The organism is Acrocarpospora pleiomorpha, assembly GCF_009687885.1.
GTDB lineage: Bacteria > Actinomycetota > Actinomycetes > Streptosporangiales > Streptosporangiaceae > Acrocarpospora > Acrocarpospora pleiomorpha.
Genome location: NZ_BLAF01000047.1, coordinates 18,648 through 43,571 on the forward strand (window position 1 = coordinate 18,648; position 24,924 = coordinate 43,571).

Consider the following 24,924-nt stretch of genomic DNA (forward strand, 5'->3'; position numbering starts at 1 on the left):
GTCAGGAGTGCGGGCGACGGCGGAGGAGCAGCCAGGCGGCGGCGCCTAGGGGGAGCAGGGCGAGTAGCCACCAGGATGACGGCCGGACGGTTTCGCGGGTGGGGGCCGCCGCTGGGCTGGTGGAGATCGTGGTGGTCTTCGCCGGTGTGGACGGGGTTCCCAGCGCGGAGATGAGCTCGCTTGCCGGGCGTGTGTCCATTCCCGGGCCGATGTTCTCCGGGACCAATGCGGCGTCTGGTGCGCCCATGATTAGCCGGTTTCCTGCGCATAAATGCGTGTAAAGCGGCACATTCTCGATGGGCGGGATCCAATCGGTTGAGCCTGAGAGCGCGAATACCAGGTACTGCTTGCCGACTTCGAAATCCGCGCCGCAGGTGGCCGACTGCGGGTGGGACCTGACCTCGAGCCGCTCTGTGGCCTCGCCCTTGTAGACCGCCCCCACGGAGAAGGTGAAGGTCACGGGCTGGTTGTCGGACGGATCCCCGCTGGACGTGCGCGTGCTGATCACGCCACGGAACACCGAGTCGGCTGAGTTCATCCGTTCCGTTGGGGGAGGGGCGGCACATGAGCAGGCGAAAGCCGTACCAGGCTCGAAGACGAGCACTCCCGTGAGCAGGGCGAACACGATCGCCAGGCGTCGCAGCATGCCCTTGAAACGAATTCCGGGCTTAGAAGGTTCGGTCCCGCGCACCCGTGCGGGTAAAGTGGCGGGCAACAGCGACGACGGAGCCGAGTAGCGCTTCGATAACCGGAGTTGGAGAGAGCCGCCGGCAGCTGCGAAGGCGGACTCCGGCCGGGGTGCGAAGACCCTCCTGAGCTGCGAGGAAGAACGGCCTGCTGGCCTAGTAGAGCCTCGCCGAATCGCCCACGTCACGGGTTTGGTCGAGGCCGCGCCGCCCGATTCGGCGGCGTGGCGAAGGTGTGGTGGCACCGCGAGGATCCCGCTCGCCCACGCCTCTCAGGGGACGCGTTGCGAACCAGAGGAGGCCACACCATGCAACGCATCCTGTCCAGCCGGCTGTCCGCGCACGTCGGTGAGACCGTGCGTGTCGCGGGCTGGATTCATCGTCGGAGGCTGCTGAAGTCGGTCGCCTTCCTGATCCTGCGAGATGCCGCGGGTCTGACCCAGATTGTCGTGTCGGAGGAATCCGTCCGCGCTCAGCTGGAGACCCTGCTGGAAGAGACGGCGGTCGCCGTCATCGGCACGGTCATAGAAGAGCCGTCCGCGCCGGGCGGCGTCGAGATCACCTCGCCGGTGATCGAGCCGCTGACCGACCCCGCCGAGCCGGTCCCGTTCGATCTCTACCGGCCCGACCTGCGCGCGAGCCTGCCCACGATGCTCGACCACGCGCCGGTCGCGCTGCGCCACCCGAAGCTCGCCGCCGTGCACCGGATCGGCGCGGCCGCGGTCGGCGGCTTCCGTACGGCGCTCGAAGCGATGTCCTTCGTCGAGATCCACACCCCGAAGATCGTGGGTACGGCGACCGAGAGCGGCGCCAACGTCTTCAAGCTCGACTACTTCGGCCGTCCGGCGTACCTGGCGCAGTCCCCCCAGCTGTACAAGCAGATCATGGTGGGCGTCTTCGAGCGGGTCTACGAGGTCGGTCCTGTCTTCCGGGCGGAGCCGAGCGACACCGCGCGCCACCTCGCGTCCTACACCTCCCTCGACGCCGAGATGGGGTTCATCGAGGACCACCGCGACGTCATCGCCGCCTGCCACGCGACGGTCGCGGGCATGCTGGCCGACATCCAGGCGAAGGCGGGCCCTTCGCTGGAGCTTCTGGATGTGGCCATGCCCGCGCTGACGGAGAAACCCGTGGTGGTGCACTTCGCCGACGTGCTCGAAATGATCAGCAAGGCGACCGGCGAGGACGTGACCGCCGAGCCCGACCTCGCCCCCGCCCATGAACGGTGGATCGGCGAATGGGCCCTGCGCGAGCACGGCTCGGACTTCGTGTTCGTCGAGGGTTACCCGACCGCGCACCGCGCGTTCTACACCCACCCGGACCCGGCGCGGCCCGGCTACTCCCGCGCCATCGACCTGATCTTCCGGGGCCTCGAACTGGTCAGCGGCGGCCAGCGCCTGCACCGCCACGCCGACTACGTGCGCACCCTGACCGAACGCGGCGAAACCGACCTGTCCGCATACGCCGGATACCTCGACGCGATGCGGTACGGCATGCCCCCGCACGGCGGCTTCGCCTTCGGCCTGGAACGTTTCCTGGCCCGCCTCCTCGACGTGCCGAACATCCGCCAGGTCACCCTGTTCCCCCGCGACCTGCACCGGCTCGCGCCGTAATTCCTATCTGGACACCTGATCCGCGCCGACCCGCTCGGCCAGGAAGTCCTCCCAGGTCCGATGCCCCGCGGCCGGGCCGGACGCCAGGATGGCGCCCGCCCGGACCGCGCGGGCGGCCTCGCCGGGCAGCGGGAGCGGCACGATGGGGCGGCGCCGGTGCGTGGCCCGCAGGTATCCCCGGAGCAGGTCGGCCATGGGATACACGCGCGGTCCGCCCAGGTCCGGCACCAGGCCGGCCGGCTCGCCGAGGGCGAGTTCGGTGAGCCTGGCCGCCACCTCGGCGGTGTCGACCGGCTGGAACCGGAAACCGGCCGGGGCCGGGATCACGGGCAGCTTCGCCAGCTGCTGGGCCACCACCAGGATCAGGTCGTGGAACTGGGTGGCGCGCAGCGTCGTGAACGGCAGGCCGGAGTCGGCCACGACCCGTTCGGCGGCCAGCTTGGACCCGAAATAGCCGAACATGGCGCGGTCGGCCCGGCCTGCCATCGGGACGCGGTCCGCGCCGACGACCGAGATGTAGACCAGGTGTTCCGCCCCGGCGCGCGCCGCGGCCCGTACCAGGTTGCGGGCCTTGTCCTCGTCGCCCTTGGCGCTGCCCGCGCAGTGCACGATGGTCGCGGATCCGGCCACCGCGGCTTCGATCCCCTCGCCGGTGGCCAGGTCGCCGGCGACGAACTCGACGCCGTCGGCGGCTTCGTGGTGGCTGCGGCTGAGCACGCGTACGTCGCGGCCGGCGTCCCGCAGGCGCGCGACGACCAGCCGCCCGAGCGTGCCGGTGCCGCCGGTGACCAGAATAGGTGCAGTCATGGCTCGACCTCATGTTCGTCCGATGTCGGGTAACTGCTGATATGACCCGTCGCGGCGGGAGAATGTGACCGATGGACGAACTGGCCAAGCGGTTTGAGGAGCATCGGCCGCCTCCCGCGGCGGGGACTTCGCCGCGCTGGTCGCGGTGCTCGACCCGGACGTCGTGCTGCGCTCCGACGGCGGGCTCGCGCGACCGGCCGTGTCGGTGGTCATCCACGGCGGTCCGGACGTGGCCGGACAAGCGGTCACCTTCGGACGGCTCGGCCCATCCGTACGGCCGGTGCTCGTCAACGGGGCCGCCGGCGTCATCGTGGTGCCACGCGAACGGCCGGTCTCGGTCATGGGCTTCACCGTCAGGAACGGGCGGATCGCCGTCATCGACGTGCTCGCCGACCCCGCCCGCCTCCTGCGGCTCGATCCGGCACTCTGGGCCTCCTGAATCTCCCTGGAGACTCAGGAGGAGAAGGCCTCGCGGGCGAAAGTGGTGAAGTCGCGGGCCGGGCGGCCCAGGAGGTCCTGGACGGTGGTCGTGGGGCGGGCGTTGCGGCCGTCGAGGATCTTGGTGAAGAGGGCGGTGAGCAGCACGGCCTCCTCCTTGGGCATGCCGTACCCGATCAGCGTGGCGGAGTATTCCTCGGGGGAGACCGGGATGTAGCGGATCTCGCGGCCGGCGGCCTGGGAGATCTCGGCGGCGACGTCGGCGATGCTGAGCGGGCGCGGCCCGGTCAGGTCGTAGGCGCGCCCGTGGTGGCCGTCCTCGGTGAGGACCTTGACGACCACGTCGGCGATGTCCTCGGCGTCCAGGAACGGTTCGACCTGGTCACCGGCCGGAAGGGCGATCACTCCGGCCAGGACGGGCTCGGCCAGCGCGCCCTCGCTGAAGTTCTGGTTGAACCAGCTGCCCCGCACGACGGTCCATTCGGCCCCCGACTCGATCACGCCCTGCTCGGAGACGACGGCCTCCTCCTCGCCGCGCCCGGAGAGCAGCACCAGGCGGCGTACCCCTTCGGCGACGGCGACGTCGGCGACGCCGCGGATGGCCTCGGCGGCGCCGGGGAAGGCCAGGTCGGGGTGGTAGGTGAGGTAAAGGGCGTCGCTGCCGCGCACCGCCGGAGCCCAGGTGGCGGGGGTGGCCCAGTCGAAGGGCACCGGGCTGGTCCTGGAGACGGAGCGGACTCCGATGGCGCGGGCGGTGAGTCGCTGGATCACTCTGCGGCCGGTCTTGCCGTTGCCGCCGATCACGGTGAGGTTTCTCATGCCTTCATTGAAGTGCTCAAAGCATGAGACAGAAAATGGTCACAACGCTCAGTCTCATGTTTAATCGTCTCCATGGATGCGCTTCATGGTCTGCTCGATGGTCCACGCGCCCGCGACGCCTTCGTGCTGCGGGCGGTGATGCGCCCGCCGTGGGCGGTGCGGGTGCGGGACGAGGCCCCGCTGGCGCTGGTCGCCATCGTCCGCGGCGACGCGTGGGTGCTGCGCGACGGCGCCCGGCCCGTACGGCTCAGCGCGGGCGATGTCGTCATCACCCGGGGGCCGGAGCCGTACACGTTCGCCGACGATCCGGCCACGCAGCCCCAGGTCGTGGTGAACCCCGGCAACCGCTGCGAGACCCCGGACGGCGCCGATCTCTCGCAGGAGATGGGGCTGGGCGTGCGGAGCTGGGGAAACGCCGTGGACGGCCCGTTCATGATGCTGATCGGCAGCTACGAGCCGCGGTCGGAGGTGAGCGGCCGGTTGCTGCGGGCGCTGCCGCCCATGCTGGTGGCCTCCGACGGCGACACCGCCCTGGTGCGCCTGCTGGAACGGGAGATCGTCAAGGACGGCCCCGGCCAGGAGGCGGTCCTGGACCGCCTGCTCGACCTGCTGCTCATCACGACCCTGCGCGGCTGGTTCGCCCGCTCCGACGCGCCCCTGTGGTTCCAGGCGATGAGCGATCCGGTGGTGGGCCGGGCCCTGCGCCTGCTGCACGCCGAACCGGCCCGCCCGTGGACGGTGGCCTCCCTGGCCGCCGCGGTGGGCGTCTCCCGGGCCGCGCTGGCCCGGTCGTTCACGCCGCTGGTGGGCCAGTCGCCCATGGCGTACCTGGCGGAATGGCGCTTGACCCTCGCCGCCGACCTGCTCAGGGAAGGCGAGGCCACGGTCGGCGCGGTGGCCGCGAAAGTCGGGTACGGCAGCGCGTTCGCGCTGAGCACCGCCTTCAAACGAGTCCGCGGAGTCAGCCCCCAGGAGCACCGGATCCTCGCCCGATGAGACCCCGGGGAACATTCCTGGCAGTCCCTTTGTTGTCGCTTTGTTACCTTATGTCCGAATTCTAAGTCGAGGAGATGGATCTCAGGCATCCTCCTGGGAAGACGAACGCGATGCCCAACCTGCAATCGATCCGCACTCGGACGACCTTGGCCGCATCCATGCTGAGCCTGCTCGTCTTGACCTTGCTAGGAATCACCACTTCCGTGGCGATCCGCAGCACCAGCGAGAATTGGGTGCTTGACCGGGCGGAGGAGGTGGCCGGGCAGTGGGCGGCGGCGGCGCGCACGAACCGCTTGCCCGACCCGATCCCCACCTCCGGCAAGATCGATCTCATTCAGGCGGTGGATGCGGACGGGCGGGTTCTGGCCGCCAGCACGGCGGCGCGAGACCGGCCCGCGCTGGCCCAGGTACGTCCCTCGGCGGAGGACCGCCTCGAGCGGGTCCGCGACGCGAGCGTCGCCCTGGTGGCGATCCGCACCACCCCGGAACCGGACGCCCAGGTCGTGCTCGCGGGCCTGGAATGGCCTTCCTACCTGCGCGGATACCTCCTGGAGTACGTCCTCGGCGCGGCCGGGATCCTCCTGGTGGGCCTGATCGGCTGGACGTCCTGGACCAGGATGGGGCAGACGCTGCGACCGGTCGCGGCGGTCAGGACCCAGCTCGCGCAGATCACCGTCAGCGACCTGAGCCTGCGGGTCCCGGTGCCGGACGGCCACGACGAGATCGCGATGCTCGTCCGCACCGCCAACCAGACCCTGGACCGGCTGGACGAGGCGGTCACCCAGCAGCGGCGTTTCGCCTCCACGACCGCGCACGAGCTGCGCAATCCGATCGCCGCCCTGCGCGCCGAGCTGGAGGACACCCTGGCCCACCCCGACGAGGTGGACCAGCTCGGCACCGTACGCTCGGCGCTGTCGGTGACCGACCGCCTGGAGGCCATCGTCGGCGACCTGCTGGTCCTGGCCCACCTGCAGGCCGACGACCCGGCCCCCCGCGAGCGGCTTGACCTGGGCGCCCTGGTGACCCAGGAGGCGACCCACACCGAGGGCATGCCGGTCACCGTACGGGCCGAACCCGGCGTCTGGGCCTGCGGGTCGCGGATCCAGCTCATCCGGGTGCTCGGCAACCTCGTCGCCAACGCCCGCCGCCACGCCGAGACCGGCGTCGAGGTGTCCGTGACGTCGGCCGGCGGCCGGGCCGTCGTGGCGGTGTGCGACGACGGCGCCGGAATCGCCCCCGCCGACCGCGCCCGGGTCTTCGAGCGCTTCGTCCGCCTCGCCGACGGCCGCCGCCGCGACTCCTGCGGCAGCGGCCTCGGCCTGTCCATCTCCCGCGACATCGCCCACAACCACGGCGGAACCCTGGAAATCGAGGACTCCCCACGCGGCGCCCGCTTCGTCCTCCGCCTCCCACACTCGGACCGCCAGCCACCCGACTGCGGAACTCCCGCCTCCCCAGGCGGAGCCTCGGCGCGTTCGGGTCCCTGAATCAGACGGTGACGATGACGGCATAGCGTTCGTCGTCGATCGTCCGGCCCCAGAGAGTGGGATCGGTGAGTGGTTCGACGCATGACTCGGAGGCGAGTGGCCGCAGGGTGGCCGAAAGGGTGTCGGCGCTGACACCGCCCGTCCAGGGCAGGCCGTCCGCGTAGGCGGTGCCGTCGCCGGGAGTGTTCCAGCGGCCTTCGACGAGCACGAGGCGCCCGCCCGGGCGGGTCATGGAGATCCAGTGGCGCAGGGTGGCGGGCGGGTCGGGCAGTGTCCAGAGCAGGTGCCTGGAGAGGACGACGTCGAAGTCCTGCTCCAGGGGCGGGTCGCCGGCGTCTCCGACCAGGATCCGGGCGTCGAATCCGGCCGCGGCGAGCTTCCGGCGGGCGTGTCCGGCCATGTTCGGTGACAGGTCGACGCCGACCACGCGGTGTCCCTGTTCGGCGAGCAGCAGCGACAGGGAGCCGGTTCCGCAGCCGGCGTCGAGGACGTCCACCGGTGCGGCGGGCATCCAGGAGGAGAGCCGTTCCGCCCACGCGGCCCGCACCTGTGGGTCCCGCAACCCGTGGTCGGCCTCCTGATCGAAACCGGCCGCGGCGGCGTCCCAGTACTCGGCGATGGAAGGCGGTGCTGCCATGCGCCCATCGTCGATCAGCCCGCGCGGCGCGTCCAGGTGGCTAGGCCGGGAGGTGTTCCTGGGCCCAGTGGGAGATCTGGTCGAGGGCGGGCATGAGGGCCAGGCCGCTCGTGGTCAGCGCGTACGAGACCGTGACCGGGGGGCCCTCGTCCACGGTGCGGGTGATGAGACCGGCCTCGGTCAGTTCGGAGAGGCGGTCGGAGAGCACTGAATCGCTCACGCCGACGATCGCGCGGGAGAGTTCCCGGAATCCGGCGGGGCCGCTGCGCAGGCAGCCGAGCACGATGCCGCTCCACCGCTTCCCGAGCAGGGTGAACGCACGCGTCAGGGCGGCGTCGCCACGAACACACTCGCTGGCCGCGAGGTTCGAAGGCAGCTTGGGCATGGGTCCATGCTAGCCCACCTAGATGTTGCTAGCTTTTTGCTAGTTGCTAGTATCCTCATCGCCACATCTCAATTGCGAGTGAGGATGGTTAGATGATCGACAACTCTGAGACCCGCCCGAGCGTCGTCGTGCTCGGTGGTGGATATGCCGGATTCAAGCTCGCCAAGGCGCTGGACGACATCGCCGACGTGACGCTCGTCGACCCCTCCGACACGTTCATGCACAACGCCGCGTCCTGGCGCACCCTGGTCGAGCCGGACTGGCTGGACCGGATCTTCCTGCCCCTGGACCGGCTGCTGACACACGGGCGCTTCGTCCGGGACCAGGCCGTGGCGGTGGACGGGAGGCAGGTGACGCTCGCCTCGGGCGGGCGGCTCGAACCCGACTACCTGGTCCTGGCGACCGGCTCGGCCTACCCGTTCCCGGCCAAGAGCGACGTGCCGGACGCCGAGAAGACCCGGGCCAGGATCAGGGAGGCGCACGAGGCCCTGCGCGGCGCCGAGCGGGTGCTCGTGGTCGGCGCGGGACCCGCCGGTCTCGAACTCGCCGGCGAGATCAAGGCGTTCTTCCCCGCCAAGCGCGTCACCATCGCCGACGTCGCCCCCGACGTCCTGCCGGGCCCGTTCGAGCAGGAGCTCCGCGACGAGCTGCGCGCCCAGCTCGACCAGCTGGGCATCGAGCTCAAGCTCGGCAGCCCGCTGACCGAGCTGCCGGCCGCGGCGCCCGCCACCCCCGCCTCGATCGCGGTCACCACCCAGGCGGGCGACAAGCTCACCGCCGACATCTGGTTCCGCTGTTTCGGCGTCGTCCCGCGGACCGGCTACCTGACCGGCGCGCTGGCCGGGGCGCGGAACGGGCGCGGCTACGTCCGCGTCGACAAGTTCCTGCGGGCCGGCGGCCTGGACCGGGTGTACGCCATCGGCGACATCGCCGACGCCGACCGCGACACCGTGGGCTCGGCCAACGCGCAGGCCGACCTGGTGGCGGGCAACATCCGCAGCGAGATCACCGGAGCGGGCGAGCAGGCCGCCTACCAGCAGGTGCCGCCCATGGTCATCGTGCCGCTGGGCCCCGAGGGCGGCGCCGGTCAGCTCCCCGGCCAGGGCGTCTTCGGCGCCGAGACGGCCGCCGGCATCAAGGGCAGGGAGCTGTTCGTGGACGTGTACGCCGGGATGTTCGACGCCTGATCCTCGCTGAGGAGCGTCATCACGGCTCGGAACCTGCCGACGAGGGAACCGAGCGCCTTCTCGGTGGACGAATGGTGGGCGGCGGCCCAGTCCTCGCCGGTGGGGAAGAGCGCCAGGCGCATGCCCCGCTCGTTCGCCTCCTGGACGACGTCGGCCAGCGTGCGCTGGTCGACGTCGGCGCTCACCATCACCAGCGCGGTGATCTCGCCTCGCGCCACCGACGAGTAGATGCCGCTGAGCAGCGCGGAGAGGGTTCGCGAGATCGTCCCCGGCCCGTCGTTCGCGCCGAAGATGGTCACAGGCGGAAGCACCACGAGCGGGAAGTTGCGGGACAGCTCCGCGGCGATCGCGCACGCCATCGGGGTGTCACTGGTCTCCGCCTGGTCGCCGTCCTGACCGACCCGGCCCACGGGTAAGACCGCGACGGTGGCGGTCCCGGCATGTCCGTCGAGGCGATTCACGAGGGTTACGACCTCCCAGGTGGTCTTCCGCCCGCTCATTTTGATGACATGGCACGAAATATGTCAACGATATTCAGAAATATTTCGTGCCAATTAACCGCTTAAGTCGGCATTTGCCAGGCTTAACGTGGCCAAACTCATCCTGAAATGTTTCGTGTTCATCAAGTTCGCTCGTGATCAGGACTAGAACGGGCGTGGCCAAGGGCGCTCGCTCGGCTTCGTGACATGCCCGCTGTTCGCCGACGCCGAAACTGTGGTACGCGCACACGGATCCACACCGATGAGCACGGCTGGCGGCTGGTCGCCGCGCACGTCAGCCCTGGGTGAGGGGCTGGCCGAGCAGGGTGTCGGCCATGGTCTCGGCCAGCCAGGCCTCCCATCGGTCGACGCTCCAGCCGCGCCGTCGTACCAGCCGGTTGACCAGGTCGGGCGCGGTGAACGTCCATAGGATGTCGGCGGCCTCCTCGGGCGAGAGGCCGGGCTTGAGGCCGAACTTCTCCGCGATGTGGCGGGCGACGCCGCCGGTGCCGATGGCCCGTTCCTGTTCCATGGTGTCCACGATCCGGCGCACCTCGCGGTCACCGGCGGCGCCCTCGGAGATCAGGATCGGCAGCAGCGATCCCACCCGGTCGTAGATCTCGCGGCTCATCCGGGCGTACAGGGCCAGGCAGGTCCGCCCGTCCGGCGCCGATCGCATGGCCTGCGCCGTGGGCCGGTCGATCATCGGCAGCGGGTCGGTGTCGCCGGCCAGCATCATGTCGTAGACGGCCTTCAGCACCGCCGCCTTGCCGCCGACGGTGTTGTAGACCGTCTGCACGCTCACGGCGGCCCGGGCGGCGATCGCGTCCACCGTCGTGCCCGTGTAGCCGCGGCGCAGGAACAGCGCCCGCGCCGCGTCCAGGACCCGCTGGCGGGTGGCGCGGCTCTGCTCCGCGCGCACGGCGCTGGAATAGGGTCCCCGGCCACCCGCCGATCCGCTCACGCCGTCAGGATGCCATCGATCGCGGGCGGCGCGGGCGGGGTCAGCGCGCCGACCTGCCAGAGCACGCTGAGCTCGTCGCGCACGCCCCAGTGCTCGACGAGCAGCCCGTCCCGCTCCCGGTAGAGATGCATGGTGGGCATGGCGTACGGCTTGCCGGTGGCCGGGAAGCCGAGATGGTCGGTGTCGTGCACCCCGTGCGCGGTGGCGCGGATCGCCACCATGTCCTCCTTGGCGACGATCTCGTGCACCTCGTACCGGATCTTCAGCGTGTCGTGCAGCCAGCGCAGCGTGGCCCCGTACGCGGCCCGCCCCCTCGGCACCCACGGCGGCGCGCCGTGATCGGCGAAGTCCTCGCTGACGAGCGCGTCCAGCCGCGCGATCTCCCCGGTGTGCAGCACATCGAGCACATCCCAGGCGAGCCTCTCGACGTTGATCATGGTGATTCCCCATCCGCTGAATGAATTCGGTAGAACCACGTTCCAGCGATCCACTCGCGAACGGCAAGGAAATTGGAACGATCGGCGATGCCGTTCCAGCCAACGGCCCGCTTCGCGATCCCCTAGGTTCAGGGGAGCCGCTCGCGGCTTATGACCGTCCGGAAATCGGCCAACTGCCGGCTGTCGGTGCGGCGCATGGCGGTGCGGATCAACGGCCCGAGCAGCGTCCAGGGGAACCCCCTGACCTCGACGTCCGCGGTCAGGCGGGCACGTGTCCGATCCCCAGCCGCCTCCAGCAGGTACGAATACCGTGCCGTCACGCTGCCCTGCTCGGAGATGAGCGTCAGGGAACGGCCGGGCTCCAGAGCGGATATGTGGCTCTCGCGGGTTTTGCCACGGGCTCGGAAGGCGAGGGTGGCGCCCACCTCCGTGCCCGGGTCGGCGTGCATGGACTCCACGCCCTTCATCCAGCGCGGCGCCCGCTCCCAGTCGGTGAGCTCGCGCCACACCTCGGCGATGGGACGATCGATGACGGTGCTGACCTCGAAAGCGCGCTTCATGCGGCCAGCATCCCCGCGCGGGCGGCGCCCCCACTTGTACGGAATTCACATCTCAGGCACGAAACCCGGTTCATGCTGGGCGAACACGGCACGCTGGGCGGCCACGTAACCGGACGGGGTGACACCCGTGTGACGCTTGAAATCCCGGATGAAATGGCTCTGGTCGAACCACCCCCAAGCCGTGGCGAGGTCGGCCCAGTTCAGTTCGGCATGGATGTCGACGCTTTCGAGGAGCCTGCGAAGGCGCAGAATCCGGCTGAGCGCACGCGGCGTCAGGCCGACCGTCCGCACGAATTCGCGGTCGAGATGCGCGTGCGTGACCCCCAGTTCGTACGCCAGTTCCGAAATCCGCCGCAAAGGATTCTCCTCCAGCGCGGCCACGGCGGCGGCGCACCGCTGCCATCCGTTCTCCGCCGGCCCCAACCCGAGAACCAGCGTCTCCTCGGTCATGTCCAGGCACGCGAACGGGTCGCTCTCACCGAGCAGCGCCGCGCGCAGCGGCTCCGCGGCGGCCCAGTTCTCGATCAGGTCGACCACCCGCCCTCGCAGCGGGGCGGGCTCCACGCCGAAGAGCGCCCGGCAGCCGACCGCCGAGGAGACGATCCCCACCGCCAGGGTCTCCGCCGTCGGCGCGTTGATCACCGGACCGACATGGGGTCCGGCCAGCCAGCCGCGCTCGGCGAGAAAGGGCACGCCCGCCCCGTTACGCGGCACCTGCAGAATGGCCGGACCCAGCACGAGCACCGCCACGGTGGACCCCGTCGGAGCGATGCGTTCCCGCGCGTACGTGATCCGCCCCCGAGCGAACCAGATCGACTCGGTGAACGGTTCGAGCGGCGGACCGGGTTTCCTTATCTCGAACTCGAACTCCACCACGACTCCCGTACCGATAGGCGACCACCGTGACGGGCCGGAGCCCCGTCATATTCAAGCGGCTCGCGGGGGGATCGTGTGGCGCCGGTAGGCGTACGACACGACTTATCTCGAACTCGAACTCCACGACGTGAAACGGTCGGCGAACGCGGCTCGGTTGGTGGATTCGGGTGAACGGTCCCAGACCGCGAACACCACCCGTTCGAACACGGTTGAGAATGCGCCGGTGAGGTGGGTGTGGAATGCGTCGGCGACCTCGCGCGGGTCGTTGCGGAACACCCCGCAGCCCCAGGCACCGAGGACCAGCTGGCGCGCGCCGTGGTGGGCGGCCACCGCCAGTACGCGTTCCGCGCGCTGGTAGAGCGCGCGCTGGATCGCATTCCGCGCGTTCGGGTCACGGCGCAGCGCTTCTCCGGCGTTGGGAGCGGGAGAGGTCAGCAAGGAGACGCGATACGGATCGGCCAGCAATCGGCCGTTGTCGTCGCGGTGCACCGGGACGTCGGGAGACCAGATGACGCGGTGGCTGTAGAGCAGGTCAGGGGAGGCCCGGTGGGCGGCGTAGTAGTCGGGAGCCTGGAGCAGGCAGGGATACAACAGGGCGTTGCGGCAGAGGTCCTCTTCCTGGGCCTTCGCGCCGCCCAGATAGCCGCCTCCGGGGTTCCGGGCCGAGGCGAAGTTCAAAACGGCGATCCGTTCGGCCTTGGCGACGTGGAGCCGCCGTGCGGCCTGGAGGCTGCTTTCGGCGGTCACCTCGAAAGACGTCCGGTGAGCGGTCACCGTGTGGGGCAGGTCGATGCGCTCGTCCGGCGGATGGCTCACCGTGCCGGAGATCGCCGCCTCCAGGGCCGGGCCCACGACGACGACGGTGCCATCGTCGGTCGTGTACTCGCCCTCGGCGATGATCTGCGCGTTGACACCCGCGATTCCCCGCAGTCTTCCACTCACGCAACCGCATGGTAGGCCGTGATCGTCTCACCGGCCGAATGGTTTACCGGCTACCGGGCCGCGCGGCCGGTTGTCGGACCAACGTTTGGACGACGTCGCCGCTGGCCGTTAAGGTGTCCGGCGGGAGCTGGTGGAGGTGACACCGTGACAGCGCGACCACCGGCACCGCCGCAGGTCATGAGCCGTCGGCTGACCTTCCTGTTCGCCGTGGCAGCGGGTGCCGCGGTCGGCAACCTGTACTGGGCGCAGCCGCTGCTCGACTTCATCGCGGATGATCTGGGCGCCTCCACCGCGATCGCGGGCTGGCTGGTCACCGCGAGCCAGCTCGGATACGCGGCCGGGATCCTGCTGCTCGTGCCGCTCGGCGACGTGCTCAACCGGCGCAAGCTCATCCCGATCATGATGCTGTGTTCCGCGGTCGCGCTCGTCCTGTGTGCCGTGGCGCCGTCGTTCGGCGTTCTTCTTCTCGCGATCACGGTGCTGGGGGTGACGACCGTTTCCGGGCAGATCCTCACTCCGCTCGCCGGGGATCTAGCCGATGAGGCTCATCGTGGCCGCGTGGTCGGGACCGTTGTGTCGGGCATTCTCACCGGCATCCTGACCTCCCGTACGATCAGCGGACTCGTCGCCGACACCGCCGGGTGGCGCACGATCTTCGTCCTCGCCGCAGCCGTCGCCGTCATTCTCGCGTTCCTGCTCTACTGGGCGATTCCGCCGCTGGCGCCGAAGACACGCGTGGCCTATCCCGCGTTGATCGCCTCCGTCGCGGCGGTCGTCCTGCGGGAACGGAGCGTGCGATGGACGCTGGTCCTCGCCGCCACCGGGTTCGCCGCCTTCACCATGTTCTGGACGGCGCTGACGTTCCTGCTCAGCGGGCCGCCGTTCCACTATCCGGTGTCCGTGATCGGGCTGTTCGGGCTGGGCGGGCTCGCCGGCGCGCTCGCCGCTCAACGCGCCGGGCGCCTGCATGACCGAGGCTGGTCGCTTCCGGCCACCGGCGCGACATGGGGGCTGACCCTCATTGCCTTCCTCGTCGCGGCGTTCGCCAGCCGCTCCGTCGTCCTCATCCTCGTCGTGGTCGTCGTTCTCGACGCCGCCCTGCAGGCGCACGGCATCCTCAGCCAGACCCGGGTCTTCGCCGTCTCGGGCGATGCTCGCAGCAGGCTCAACACCGCCTACGTCACCTGCAACTTCATCGGCGGCGCCATCGGCTCCGCCGCCGCGGCAGTCCTCTGGTCCGCCGGTGGGTGGACGGCCGTCGCGATCGCGGGCGTGGCGCTCAGCTGCTTCGCGCTCACCGTGTGGGCGGCCGGGCGTCGAGGCCCGCTTGTCGTGGGCGGGGGCGCCACCGTCGACCTGGCCAGCCCCACCCCATCGGCGGACACCACAAGCCGCGCTTAGCCCAAGCCGACAGTCAGCCGGGCCAGGCGGTGACCGACAGGAAGCGGATCGGTAGTTCGATCAGGCGTTGGGGGCCGTGGGGGCCGGCGCCGTCGAACTGGAGGCAGTCGCCTGGGGTGAGGGTGTAGCTGGACATTCCGTGGCCGTAGACCATCACGCCTTCCAGCATGTAAAGGCATTCGGTGCCGGGGTGCTGGAAGAGGGGGAAGACCTCGCTGGACTCGGTGAGGGTGACCAGGACCGGTTCCAGGCGGCGGTGCACGCCGCGCAGGGCGCCGAGCAGCTGGTAGCGGTGGCCGATCCGGGTGCCGCGCCGGACGATCTCGGCGCCGTGGCCGGCGGGGGTGAAGACCGCCTCGCTCTCCACGTCGACGCCGCGGAACAGGGCGGTCACCGGGATCTCCAGGCCCTCGGCCAGGCGGGCCAGGGTGGTCAGGCTGCACGAGGTCTGGGCGTTCTCGATCTTGGACAGCATGGCCTTGGAGAGGCCGGCCCGGCGGGCGAGGACGGTCGCGGACAGGCCGGCGGCCTGGCGGTACTCCTTGGTGCGCTGGGCGATGATCTCCTCAAGCGTGCCGCTCACCGCATCTCACCCGCGCCCGCGTACGGATGCGCGCTGGTCAGCGGCCGCCCCTCGGCGAAACGGCTGAGCCGGAAGTCGGGCAGCGCGGCGCCGGTGATCATCTCGGCGGCCATCCGGCCGACCGCCGGGGAGATCTTGAAACCGTGGCCGCTGAACCCGGCCGCGACGAAGAGCCCGTCCGGTCCGGCCGGGCCGATGATCGGGTTGAAGTCGGGGGTGACGTCGTAGCAGCCCGCGTACGAGGTGACGAACGACACGTCCGGCAGGCCGGGGAACCGGCTGCCGAAGCGGCCGGCCGCGCGTTCCAGGTGAGGGCCGTCGGCCCGGTTGAGGTAACGGTCGGGGTCGGCCGGTTCCGGGTCGGTCAGGTCGCTGTTGCCGATCAGGAGGCGGCCGCCGGGCTCGGTGCGTACATATTGCAGGCTGACCAGGTCGGAGAAGACCGGCACCTCCCCGAGGGCCCGGCCGGGGTCGGCGATCACGATGGGCTCGCGGATGGCGCGGACCGGCAGGTCCACCCCGGCGGGGGAGACCAGCGCGGTGGACCAGGCGCCGGCGGCGACGACCACGGTGCCGGCGCCGACCCGGCGGCCGTCGGCCAGCCGCACCCCGATGACCCGGTCGCCGCCGGTGACCAGGGCGGCCACCGGGGTGTGCTGGAGGATGCGGGCGCCGCCGCGCCTGGCCGCCTCGGCGAAGTGCTGGCAGGTCCGGTACGCGTCGCCGTGACCACCGCGCGGCTCGTACGCGAAGGCGGCGAAGTCCTTGGTCTCCAGGCCCGGCCACATGGCGTGGACGTCGTCGTGGCCGATCAGCGACACCTCGACGCCGAGGACGGCCTGGGCGGCGACGTTGGCGCGCAGCGCGGCCTCGTTCTCGGGGCCGACCCCGACCACGTAGCCGGTGCGCCGGAACCCGAGCCCGGGCGTGTCCTCGAAGAACCGCACGCCCTCCCAGGCCATCGCGGCCAGCAGCGGCACCCCGTAGTGGCAGCGCACGATGCCGCTGGACTTGCCGGTGCCGCCGGACCCGATCGTGCGGCGTTCCAGCACGAGCACGTCGCGGACGCCGCGCCGGGTCAGGGCGGCGGCGATGGACATGCCCTCCAGGCCGCCGCCGACGATGACCACCTCGTGCGCGCTCACCGGCCCGGGATCCATTCGGTTCCGGCCAGCGGCACCCGGGCCATCGCCGCCGCCTCGACGGTGAGCGCGACCAGGTCCTCCGGTTCCAGGTGGTGCACGTCGGCCTTGCCGCAGGCGCGGGCGAGCATGGTGGTCTCCATGGTGATCGCGCGCAGGTAGTTGGCCACCCGTTCGGCGCCGCGGACCGGATCGAGCCTGGCCTGCAGCTCGGGGGACTGGGTGGCGATCCCGACCGGGCAGCCGCCGGTGTGGCAGGCGGTGCAGTTCCCGGCCGTGGTGCCGAGATCGGCGTAGGAGGCGGGGCCGAAGTCGTGCACGGTGTCGTTGCAGCCGAGGGCGACCAGGGCGGCCATGCCGATGGAGACCGCGTCCGCGCCGAGGGCGAGCGCCTTGGCCACGTCCGCGCCGCTCCGGATGCCGCCGGAGACGATCAGCGCGACGTCGGGGAAGTCGGCCAGCGCGTCGGCGGCCAGCCGGACCGCGGCGAGGGTGGGGATGCCGGTGTGCTCGATGAAGACGTCCTGGGTGGCGCCGGTGCCGCCCTGCATGCCGTCCACCACGACCACGTCCGCGCCCGCCGTGGCGGCCAGACGGACGTCGTGGTAGACGCGGGTGGCGCCGATCTTGACGAAGACCGGGACCCGCCAGTCCGTCGCCTCGCGCAGCTCCTCGATCTTGATGCGCAGGTCGTCCGGGCCGGTCCAGTCGGGGTGGCGGCAGGCTGAGCGCTGGTCGATACCCTCCGGCAGGGTGCGCATCGCGGCCACCCGGGGGCCCAGCTTCTGGCCCATCAGCATGCCGCCGCCGCCCGGTTTGGCGCCTTGGCCGAGCACCACCTCGATCGCGTCCGCCGCCCGCAGGTCGTCGGGGTTGAACCCGTAGCGGGACGGCAGGCACTGGTAGACCAGCGTCTTGGAGCTCATCCGCTCCTCCGGCGTCATGCCGCCGTCGCCGGTCGTGGTCGCGGTGCCGACCTCGCTCGCGCCCCGGCCGAGCGCCTCCTTGGCCGGGGCGGACAGCGCGCCGAACGACATTCCGGCGATGGTGATCGGGATCTCCAGCACGACCGGATCGCGCGCGTTCGCGGCCCCCAGGACCGTCCGCGTCGCGCAGTGCTCCCGGTAGCCCTCCAGGGGGTAGCGGGACGCGCTCGCGGTGAGGAACGTCAGGTCGTCGAAGGTGGGTACGGCCCTGCGCGCACCCCCACCGCGGATCGGGTACCGGCCGAGCCTGGCTCGCTCCCTGATCTCGTCGAAGCTCATGGGGTTCCCCAGTGGTAGAGCTGTCTGGCGGAGGCCACCCGGGTGACGTTCTCCGGGTCGATGTGGTCGAATCCATGCTGTTTGGCCAGGCGGGCGACCAGGTCGACATCGGATTCGGCGAGTTCCTCGATCCGGGCGTCGGCGCCGAGGTCCTTGATCCTCCCGGCCACGTAGATGACCGCTTCGTAGAGCGAGTCGCCCAGGCCGCGCCCGGCGTCGCCGCCGATCAGGATGGTTCCGGCCTGGGCCATGAAGCCGCAGTGGTCGCCGACGTTGCCGGCGACCAGCACGGTCGCGCCCTTCAGGGAGATGCCCGCGCGGAGCGAGGCGTCGCCGCGCACGACGATCGTGCCGCCGTGCGCGCTGGCGGCCAGGCTCTGCGAGGCGTCACCGTCCACCCGGACCAGGCCGGACATCAGGTTCTCCCCGGCGCCCCACCCGGCCGTGCCGCGCACCAGCACGGTGGCGTTCTTGCTGAGACCGCCCGCGTAGTAGCCCGCCACACCGTCGATCTCGACGGTGATCTCCTCGGCCAGGCCGACCGCCAGGTTGTGCCGTCCGGCCGGGTTGGTGAGGCGGGCCGTGGAACCCGGGGGGAGGGCGCGGAGGGTGGCGTTCGCGGTCCGGACGGTCGTCGTGCTCAGGTCGATGTCCACAGATAGACCTCCTCCGGCTCGGGTTCGTACACGCGGGCGGCCTCGATGCCGGGGAGCACGGCGAGCGCCCGGTACTCCGAGGCCATGGCCACCCAGCCGGGGGTCTCGGCGATGATCGCGGGCTTGCAGGCGATGACGTCCCGGACCACGGCGAAGGCGTCCGGTGTCTGCACGGCCAGGGTGTAGAAGCCGTCGAAGCGCTCGCAGAGCAGCCGCAGCGCCTTCTCCAGGTCGTCGCCGCTGTCCATCCGGTACGCGAGGAATCTGGCCGCCACCTCGGAATCGTTGTCGCTGTCGAAGGCGACGCCCCGGGCGAGAAGCTCGCGGCGGATCGTGGCGTGGTTGGCGAAGGAGCCGTTGTGGACCAGGCTGAGGCCGTCGCCGACCACGAACGGGTGGCAGTGCGCGGCGGTGATCGCCGACTCGGTGGCCATCCGGGTGTGCGCCACCGCCTGCGTGCCGGATATTTCATTCAATCGCCACTCGGCAGCCAGTACCGCCGGATGCCCAACCCCCTTAAGCACCGTTATTTCCGGATAAATCGTGATCCCGGCGGAGTCGGGGCCGCGTTCGGCGACCTGGGCCATCATGGCGGCCATCAGGGCGCCGAGCCGGGGCCGCAGGCCGGGGTCCCGGAGCTGGAGGGCGGTGATGCCGCACATCAGAAGGCCGTCAGGTAGGTGTCGAGCTCCCACGGGGTCACCGTGTTGTGCCAGGAGAAGAACTCCTCCCGCTTGCGCCCCGCGTAGTACGCCGCCACCTCCGCGCCGAGCACCTCGCGCACCACCGCGTCCCGCTCCAGCGCCTCCACCGCGTGCAGCAACGTCACCGGCAGCTCGGCCGCCGAGTCCGCGAACCGCCCGGGCCCGCTGGGATCCCCCGGATCCAGATCCCGCTCGATCCCGTCAAGCCCGGCCGCCAGCACCGCCGCGATCGCCAGGTACGGATTGGCGGACCCGTCACCCCCGCGCAGCTCCACCCGGTCACCCTCCGGCACCCGGAGCAGGTGGGTCCGGTCGTTGCCGCCGTAACTGGCCCGCTTGGGCGACCAGGTGGCCCCCGAACTGGTCGTCGCCGCGCCGCGCCGCTTGTAGGAGTTGACCGTCGGCGCGATCACCCCGTGCAGCCCGGCCGCGTGGTCGAGCACTCCGGCCACGAAGGCGTACGCCAGCTTGGAGAGCCCGAGCCCGCGCGGATCGTCCTCGCCGGGGAAGAGCGGGGTCTCGCCGTCCCAGAGGGAGACGTGCAGGTGCAGGCCGCTGCCGGTGCGGTCGGTGAACGGTTTGGGCATGAAGGTGGCGATCATGTCCCGGCGTTCGGCCAGCATGTGCAGCACATACCTGAGGGTGATCACGCGGTCCGCGGTGGTGAGCGCGTCGGCGAACCGGAAGTTCTGCTCGAACTGCCCGTTGGCGTCCTCATGGTCGTTGGCGTAGTTACCCCAGCCGAGGGAGTTCATCGCCGTGGAGACGGTGGTCAGATGCTCGTACATGCGGGTCACCCCGCGAGCGTCGTAACACGGCTGCGCGGCCTCATCCCGCCCATCCGCCACCACCACATTCCCCGAAATATCCCGCTTGAGCAGGAAATATTCGACTTCAGCGCCGACAAACGGGGTGTACGGCATCCGCGCCAGCAACCGCCGCAGGATCACCCGCGGCGCGTACGGCCAGGGCTCCCCGTTCACATGCGGATCGCAGTGCACCAGCGCCAGCCCCTCCCGCAGGAACGGCAACGGCGTATACGACCCCACATCCGGAATCGCCATGATGTCCGGATCGTACGGCTGCTGCCCCAGCGCGCCCGCCGCGTACCCCGCGAAGCCGACCCCGTCTGCCTCCAGGTCGTCCACCGCCTCCACCGGCACCAGCTTGGCGCACGGTTTCCCGGCCAGATCGACGAACGTGGCCAGGATGAACCGCACACCATCGGCTCTGGTCAGCTCTGCGAGCGAGGTCGCCATCGGAGGCTCCGTCCACTGTCGGTCACCAGCGTTGAACCGAAGTGAACAACCGCGCTGTTGCCGCCGAATAGCCGCCCGGTTTCGACCCTGTTTCCCCGGTCATTGACATATCAAATGAACGCTTTTTTAATTTGTCCATGGGCCGGATCGCGGGCGTCACCGCCGCCGAGACGCGCGAGCGGCTGCTGCGCGCGGCGGCCGAGGTGTTCGCCGAGCGCGGCTACGACGGCACCCGGGTCGCCGACATCGCCGCGGCCGCGGGGGTCAGCAACGGCGCGCTGTACGCGCACTACGGGTCGAAGGCCGAGCTGCTGGTGGCCGCGCTGCGCGTGCACGGGCGGCGGCTGCTGGCCGGCCTGTTCGCCGACGACCCGGATCGCTCGATCACGGATCTGCTCCTCGCCATCGGCCGCTGGCTGCCCCGCCGCCGCGACCCCAGCCGCTTCCTCATCGTGGAGGCGCTGGTCGCGGCCCGCCGGGACACGGACGTCGCCGGGCCGACCCGCGCCTACGTCGGCGAGCGCGCCGACTGGCTCGCCGAGCTCGTCCGCCTCGGCCAGGCCGAGGGCGAGCTCGACCCCGCCCTGTCGCCGGACGCGCTCGCGCACTTCTGCCTGCTGCTCGCGATGGGCAGCGCGCTGATCACGCCCGATTTGCACGCGGTGGACGACGCGGAGTGGACCGCCCTGCTCACCCGGCTGGCCACCGCGCTCGCCCCCGCCGCACCGAAGGGAACACCGCGGTGAAAGTGAAGATCGACTCCGAGCGTTGCCAGGGGCACGGCCGCTGCTACGACCTCGCCCCTGACCTGTTCGGCGCGGACGACGAAGGATACGGGCTGGTCACCGGCGACGGCACGGTGCCGGAGGACCACGAGCGCGTCACCGAGCTGGCGGCGTCGAACTGTCCGGAACGAGCGATCGAGATCCTGCGGGAGGCCTGACATGACCGTCGACGACCGATTCAGCCGGGACTTCCAGGAGATGCGGGCGGACCGGCCCGTCGGCGCCCGCAACGAGATCGTCACCGGCCCGGTCTCGGACTGGGCGACCGACTTCTCCCACACGGAGGCCGAGTGGGCGGCCGACCCGTACGCCATCCAGGACGAGCTGCGGGAGCGCTGCCCGATCGCGCGCACCGAGCGCTTCGGCGGCGGGTGGCTGCCGACCCGCTACGAGGACGTCGCGTCCATCGCGTACGACACCGAGCGGTTCTCGTCCCGGGCGATCATCATGGGCAACTTCCGGCCGCCCCCCGAGCTGGCCCCGATCGGCGGCTCGCCGCCGATCTCCTCTGACCCGCCGTTCCATCACCACGCGCGCAAGCTCCTGCTCCCGGCGTTCACCAAGAACGCGGTGGCCAGGCGGGAGGCCGCGACCAGGGCGTTCTGCCACTCCCTCATCGACGCGCTGGAGGGGGCGGACGTCGTCGACGCCGCCCACGACTACGCGCAGCACATCCCGATGCGGGTCATCGCCGACATGCTCGGCTTCCCGCCCGAGGACGGGCCGCGCTTCCGCGCCTTCATCGAGGGCGTGCTCGAAGGCGTCAACCTCCCGCCGGACGAACGCCTCGCCCGGATGGACAACCTGTTCGACTACCTGCTCGCGCAGATCCACGACCACGTCGAGAATCCGCGCGACGACCTCACCACCTACCTGATCAACGTCGAGTTCGGCGGGCAGAAGCTCCAGTCGTCCCACGTGGCGGGCACGATGGCGCTGCTGCTCATCGCCGGCATCGACACCACCTGGAGCGCGATCGGCGCGTCGCTGTGGCACCTGGCGAAGACTCCGGCCGACCGCGAGCGCCTGGTCGCCGACCCCGGCCTGCTGCCGACCGCGATGGAGGAACTCCTCCGGGCGTACGCACCCGTGACGATGGCCAGGCTGGTCAAGGAGGACATGAGCTGGAACGGCGTGGACATGAAGGCCGACGACTGGATCCTGCTGTCGTTCCCGGCGGCCAACCGCGACCCGGCGCAGTTCGACCGGGCGGGCGAGGTCGTCATCGACCGCGAGGTCAACCGGCACGCCGCGTTCGGGCTGGGCATCCACCGCTGCGTGGGCTCGCATCTGGCGCGGATGGAGCTGCGGGTCGCCTTGGAGGTCTGGCTGGAGCGGGTCCCGGACTTCAGCCTCGCCGACCCGGCCGCGGTGACCTGGGCCTCCGGTCAGGTCCGCGGCCCGCGCACGCTTCCGCTCCGGATCGGCTGACTCAGGTCAGCGCTGGATGGACTTGGTCTCGAGGAACTCCTCGAGGCCGTAGCGGCCGAACTCCCGGCCGTTGCCGGACTGCTTGTAGCCGCCGAACGGGGCGAGCGGGTTCCATGGGGCGCCGTTGATGTCGACCTGGCCCGTGCGCAGCCGCCGGGCGATCGCGAGCGCGCGTTCCTCGCCGCCGAACACGGCGCCGGTGAGGCCGTACGTCGTGTTGTTGGCGATCTCGACGGCCTGGTCGTCGCCGTCGTACGGGATGATCGTCAGGACGGGGCCGAAGATCTCCTCCTGGGCGATCACGGCGTCCGGGGCGACGTTGGCGAAGATCGTGGGCCGGGCGTACGCGCCCGTGGGCAGCCCGTCGGGCCTGCCGGGCCCGCCGAACGCGAGGGTGGCGCCGTCGGCGATGCCCCGCTCGATGTAGCCGTCGACCCGGCGGCGCTGCGCCTCCGAGGCCATGGGCCCGATGCGGGTGGCCTCGTCGGCCGGGTCGCCGACGGTGTACCCGGCTGCGGCCGCCACGGCCAGTTCGACGATCTCGTCGTGCCGCGACGCGGGCACGAGCATCCGCGGCCAGGCGCCGCACACCTGGCCGCCGTTGGTGAATGCCATGGCCACCCCGAGCGGTACGGCCTGGGCGAGGTCGGCGTCGTCGAGGATCACATTGGCGGATTTGCCGCCCAGCTCCAGCGCGACCCGCTTGACGGTCTCCGCCGCGACGGCCGAGATCCTCTTGCCCACCCTGGTGGAGCCGGTGAAGGACACCATGTCGATACCGGGGTGTGCCGCGATCGCCTCGCCGACGACCGGTCCCGTCCCGTGGACGACGTTGAAGACGCCCGCGGGCAGTCCCGCCTCGGCGGCGACCTCGGCCAGGATCCCCGCCGTCAAGGGCGCGATCTCCGACGGCTTGAGGACCATGGTGTTGCCCGCCAGCAGAGCGGGCGCCAGCTTTGAGACGATCTGCTGCAGGGGGAAGTTCCACGGCGTGATGGCGCCGACGACGCCGATCGGCTCGCGTACGACCAGGGAGTTGCCGATCTGCTCGGTCCAGGGGAAATCGGCGGCGAGCGCCGCGATGGAGGCGGCCACCTCGACCGGAAAGACGGCCTGCGCGTGGCGGGAGAGGGTGATCGGCGCGCCCATCTCGGCGGTGATCGTGGTGGCGATCTCCTCGGCCCGGTTCTGCAGGCCCTCGGAGATCCGGCGGACGACCGCGGCGCGTTCCTCGACGCCGGTCGCGGCCCAGTGGGGGAGGGCGGCCGTCGCGGCGGCGACGGCCCGGTCGACGTCGGCGGCGGTGCCCGACGGCACCCGGGCGACGATCTCGCCGGTCGCCGGGTTCACCACGTCGATCGTGTTCAGCGTTGATGTGCTCATGGGACCGATCGTGGCAATGCCCGTACGGCCGGATCCATGTACTCCTGATCCGTGGATCGACCCGCTGTGACCTGGATCACGGCATCGGCAGTGCATGGATCCGGCCGGGCCGTCGGCGTGACACTGGACCTGGCCAGGGGATTTATTGTGAAGGCGGCCGCACGAGAGGAGAACGGAAAGTGGACCGGGCTCGGCTCGCCGACTTCCTGCGGACCCGCCGGGAGGCGCTGCAACCCGAGGACGTGGGGCTCCCGCGCGGCAGGCGGCGGCGTACGAGCGGGCTGCGCCGCGAGGAGGTCGCCGTGCTGTCCGACATGTCGATCGACTACTACAGCAGGCTGGAACAGGTACGCGGGCCGCATCCGTCGGAGCAGATGCTCGCCTCGCTCGCCCGCGGCCTGCGCCTCTCCCTTGAGGAACGCGACCACATGTTCCGCCTCGCCGGCTACGCCACCCCGCGCCGGGCCCTGCGCACGGACCACATCAACCCCGGGATGATGCGCGTCTTCGACGGACTCGAGGACGCCGCCGCCCAGATCGTGACCTACCTGGGGGAGACGCTGAAGCAGACCCGGCTGTCGGCGGCGCTGATCGGCGACGAGAGCGCGCACACCGGACTGGCGCGCAGCCTGCACTACCGATGGTTCACCGACCCGGCCGCCCGGCTGGTCTACCCCGCCGACGATCACCCGGCGCACACCAGGCTGATCGCGGCGAACCTGCACCGCGTCTACACCCGTGACGGCAAGGACTCCCGCGCGGCGGCGATCGTCGACGCCCTGCTCGCCAAGAGCCCCGAATTCGCCCAGGTCTGGGGCGAACACCCGGTCACGGGACCGTACTGCCCGCCCAAACGCGTCCAGCACCCGCAACTCGGACTGCTCGAACTGCACTGCCAGACCCTGCTCGACCCCGACCAGTCCCAGCTCCTGGTCGTCTACACCGCCTCACCGGGCACCGAGAGCCACGAAAAACTCCAACTGCTGTCCGTCATCGGCTGAC

At 70.9% G+C, this 24,924-nt stretch carries 28 protein-coding genes; 10 read left to right on the forward strand and 18 right to left on the reverse strand.

Features of this window, described 5'->3' with window-relative positions:
- Position 1: 1 nt before the first annotated feature.
- Positions 2-646 carry a hypothetical protein gene (locus Aple_RS34035; RefSeq protein ID WP_155348842.1) on the reverse strand — a complete coding sequence of 215 codons (645 nt, stop codon included), beginning with the start codon at positions 644-646 and terminating at the stop codon, positions 2-4.
- Positions 647-994: 348 nt separating this feature from the next.
- Between Aple_RS34035 and aspS the strand changes: the two genes are divergently transcribed.
- Positions 995-2,299, forward strand: coding sequence for an aspartate--tRNA(Asn) ligase (gene aspS / locus Aple_RS34040; protein ID WP_155348843.1), 1,305 nt, complete (start codon positions 995-997; stop codon positions 2,297-2,299).
- Between the two features lie 3 nt (positions 2,300-2,302).
- Here aspS and Aple_RS34045 read toward each other — a convergent pair whose 3' ends face one another.
- The gene (locus Aple_RS34045; RefSeq protein ID WP_155348844.1) at positions 2,303-3,106 is read right to left on the reverse strand and encodes an SDR family oxidoreductase; all 804 of its coding nucleotides are present in this window, start codon (positions 3,104-3,106) and stop codon (positions 2,303-2,305) included.
- Positions 3,107-3,251: 145 nt separating this feature from the next.
- Here Aple_RS34045 and Aple_RS34050 point away from each other — a divergent pair, with 145 nt between their 5' ends.
- On the forward strand, positions 3,252-3,545 hold the full coding sequence (locus Aple_RS34050) for a sigma-70 family RNA polymerase sigma factor family protein (RefSeq protein ID WP_174889915.1): 294 nt from the start codon (positions 3,252-3,254) through the stop codon (positions 3,543-3,545).
- Between the two features lie 14 nt (positions 3,546-3,559).
- Here the strand turns inward: Aple_RS34050 and Aple_RS34055 are convergent, their stop codons facing one another.
- Positions 3,560-4,363: an NAD(P)H-binding protein gene (locus tag Aple_RS34055; protein WP_155348845.1), complete on the reverse strand. Its 804-nt coding sequence runs from the start codon at positions 4,361-4,363 to the stop codon at positions 3,560-3,562.
- Positions 4,364-4,435: 72 nt separating this feature from the next.
- Between Aple_RS34055 and Aple_RS34060 the strand changes: the two genes are divergently transcribed.
- Positions 4,436-5,359 carry an AraC family transcriptional regulator gene (locus Aple_RS34060; protein ID WP_155348846.1) on the forward strand — a complete coding sequence of 308 codons (924 nt, stop codon included), beginning with the start codon at positions 4,436-4,438 and terminating at the stop codon, positions 5,357-5,359.
- A gap of 176 nt (positions 5,360-5,535) precedes the next feature.
- Positions 5,536-6,846 carry a sensor histidine kinase gene (locus Aple_RS34065; RefSeq protein ID WP_155348847.1) on the forward strand — a complete coding sequence of 437 codons (1,311 nt, stop codon included), beginning with the start codon at positions 5,536-5,538 and terminating at the stop codon, positions 6,844-6,846.
- A 1-nt stretch (position 6,847) separates the two neighbouring features.
- Here the strand turns inward: Aple_RS34065 and Aple_RS34070 are convergent, their stop codons facing one another.
- Positions 6,848-7,483, reverse strand: a complete 636-nt coding sequence (locus tag Aple_RS34070; RefSeq protein ID WP_155348848.1) for a class I SAM-dependent methyltransferase — start codon at positions 7,481-7,483, stop codon at positions 6,848-6,850.
- Positions 7,484-7,523: 40 nt separating this feature from the next.
- Positions 7,524-7,868: a winged helix-turn-helix transcriptional regulator gene (locus tag Aple_RS34075; RefSeq protein WP_155348849.1), complete on the reverse strand. Its 345-nt coding sequence runs from the start codon at positions 7,866-7,868 to the stop codon at positions 7,524-7,526.
- Between the two features lie 92 nt (positions 7,869-7,960).
- Between Aple_RS34075 and Aple_RS34080 the strand changes: the two genes are divergently transcribed.
- Positions 7,961-9,055 (forward strand): NAD(P)/FAD-dependent oxidoreductase, encoded by a 1,095-nt coding sequence (locus Aple_RS34080; RefSeq protein WP_155348850.1) that lies wholly within the window; start codon positions 7,961-7,963, stop codon positions 9,053-9,055.
- On the opposite strand, the gene Aple_RS34085 is transcribed toward Aple_RS34080, so the two are convergent.
- The 6 genes from Aple_RS34085 to Aple_RS34110 all read right to left on the reverse strand — a co-directional run bounded on the left by Aple_RS34085 (position 8,956) and on the right by Aple_RS34110 (position 13,313).
- On the reverse strand, positions 8,956-9,555 hold the full coding sequence (locus Aple_RS34085) for a creatininase family protein (protein ID WP_155348851.1): 600 nt from the start codon (positions 9,553-9,555) through the stop codon (positions 8,956-8,958). The two genes, Aple_RS34080 and Aple_RS34085, sit on opposite strands and share 100 nt — an antisense overlap.
- A 274-nt stretch (positions 9,556-9,829) precedes the next feature.
- Positions 9,830-10,498, reverse strand: coding sequence for a TetR/AcrR family transcriptional regulator (locus Aple_RS34090; protein WP_155348852.1), 669 nt, complete (start codon positions 10,496-10,498; stop codon positions 9,830-9,832).
- On the reverse strand, positions 10,495-10,935 hold the full coding sequence (locus Aple_RS34095) for an ester cyclase (RefSeq protein ID WP_155348853.1): 441 nt from the start codon (positions 10,933-10,935) through the stop codon (positions 10,495-10,497). Before Aple_RS34095 ends, Aple_RS34090 begins: the two co-directional genes overlap by 4 nt.
- Before the next feature lie 128 nt (positions 10,936-11,063).
- Complete coding sequence (locus Aple_RS34100) at positions 11,064-11,495, reverse strand: SRPBCC family protein (protein WP_155348854.1); 432 nt, start codon at positions 11,493-11,495, stop codon at positions 11,064-11,066.
- Positions 11,496-11,540: 45 nt separating this feature from the next.
- Complete coding sequence (locus tag Aple_RS34105; protein ID WP_155348855.1) at positions 11,541-12,368, reverse strand: helix-turn-helix domain-containing protein; 828 nt, start codon at positions 12,366-12,368, stop codon at positions 11,541-11,543.
- 105 nt (positions 12,369-12,473) lie between these two features.
- Complete coding sequence (locus Aple_RS34110) at positions 12,474-13,313, reverse strand: TIGR02452 family protein (protein WP_155348856.1); 840 nt, start codon at positions 13,311-13,313, stop codon at positions 12,474-12,476.
- A gap of 144 nt (positions 13,314-13,457) precedes the next feature.
- Between Aple_RS34110 and Aple_RS34115 the strand changes: the two genes are divergently transcribed.
- Positions 13,458-14,714 carry an MFS transporter gene (locus tag Aple_RS34115; RefSeq protein WP_218038632.1) on the forward strand — a complete coding sequence of 419 codons (1,257 nt, stop codon included), beginning with the start codon at positions 13,458-13,460 and terminating at the stop codon, positions 14,712-14,714.
- Between the two features lie 13 nt (positions 14,715-14,727).
- Here Aple_RS34115 and Aple_RS34120 read toward each other — a convergent pair whose 3' ends face one another.
- From Aple_RS34120 to glnT, 6 genes are read right to left on the reverse strand one after another with little or no spacing between them, the layout of a single operon-like run.
- Positions 14,728-15,297: a helix-turn-helix domain-containing protein gene (locus Aple_RS34120; RefSeq protein ID WP_155348857.1), complete on the reverse strand. Its 570-nt coding sequence runs from the start codon at positions 15,295-15,297 to the stop codon at positions 14,728-14,730.
- Positions 15,294-16,442, reverse strand: coding sequence for an NAD(P)/FAD-dependent oxidoreductase (locus Aple_RS34125; protein WP_218038633.1), 1,149 nt, complete (start codon positions 16,440-16,442; stop codon positions 15,294-15,296). The genes Aple_RS34120 and Aple_RS34125 overlap by 4 nt, the downstream gene beginning before the upstream one ends.
- Entirely contained in the window at positions 16,439-17,704 is a 1,266-nt protein-coding gene (locus Aple_RS34130; protein ID WP_155348859.1) for an FMN-binding glutamate synthase family protein, read from the reverse strand. Before Aple_RS34130 ends, Aple_RS34125 begins: the two co-directional genes overlap by 4 nt.
- Positions 17,701-18,360, reverse strand: a complete 660-nt coding sequence (locus Aple_RS34135) for a GltB/FmdC/FwdC-like GXGXG domain-containing protein (protein ID WP_218038634.1) — start codon at positions 18,358-18,360, stop codon at positions 17,701-17,703. The genes Aple_RS34130 and Aple_RS34135 overlap by 4 nt, the downstream gene beginning before the upstream one ends.
- A complete protein-coding gene (locus tag Aple_RS34140; protein ID WP_218038635.1) occupies positions 18,345-19,055 on the reverse strand; it encodes a class II glutamine amidotransferase domain-containing protein in 711 nt (236 codons plus the stop codon). Before Aple_RS34140 ends, Aple_RS34135 begins: the two co-directional genes overlap by 16 nt.
- Positions 19,022-20,323, reverse strand: a complete 1,302-nt coding sequence (gene glnT / locus Aple_RS34145; protein ID WP_155348861.1) for a type III glutamate--ammonia ligase — start codon at positions 20,321-20,323, stop codon at positions 19,022-19,024. Before glnT ends, Aple_RS34140 begins: the two co-directional genes overlap by 34 nt.
- A gap of 137 nt (positions 20,324-20,460) precedes the next feature.
- Here glnT and Aple_RS34150 point away from each other — a divergent pair, with 137 nt between their 5' ends.
- Genes Aple_RS34150 through Aple_RS34160 form a run of 3 tightly spaced genes read left to right on the forward strand, consistent with a single transcriptional unit; the run spans position 20,461 to position 22,539 of the window.
- Positions 20,461-21,069 (forward strand): TetR family transcriptional regulator, encoded by a 609-nt coding sequence (locus Aple_RS34150; RefSeq protein WP_155348862.1) that lies wholly within the window; start codon positions 20,461-20,463, stop codon positions 21,067-21,069.
- Positions 21,066-21,266 carry a ferredoxin gene (locus tag Aple_RS34155; RefSeq protein WP_155348863.1) on the forward strand — a complete coding sequence of 67 codons (201 nt, stop codon included), beginning with the start codon at positions 21,066-21,068 and terminating at the stop codon, positions 21,264-21,266. The genes Aple_RS34150 and Aple_RS34155 overlap by 4 nt, the downstream gene beginning before the upstream one ends.
- A gap of 1 nt (position 21,267) precedes the next feature.
- A complete protein-coding gene (locus tag Aple_RS34160; RefSeq protein ID WP_155348864.1) occupies positions 21,268-22,539 on the forward strand; it encodes a cytochrome P450 in 1,272 nt (423 codons plus the stop codon).
- A 6-nt stretch (positions 22,540-22,545) separates the two neighbouring features.
- Here Aple_RS34160 and Aple_RS34165 read toward each other — a convergent pair whose 3' ends face one another.
- A complete protein-coding gene (locus tag Aple_RS34165) occupies positions 22,546-23,922 on the reverse strand; it encodes an aldehyde dehydrogenase family protein (RefSeq protein WP_155348865.1) in 1,377 nt (458 codons plus the stop codon).
- 179 nt (positions 23,923-24,101) lie between these two features.
- On the opposite strand from Aple_RS34165, the gene Aple_RS34170 reads away from it, so the two are divergent.
- Positions 24,102-24,923 carry a helix-turn-helix transcriptional regulator gene (locus tag Aple_RS34170; RefSeq protein WP_170321789.1) on the forward strand — a complete coding sequence of 274 codons (822 nt, stop codon included), beginning with the start codon at positions 24,102-24,104 and terminating at the stop codon, positions 24,921-24,923.
- The last annotated feature ends 1 nt before the right edge of the window (position 24,924 follow it).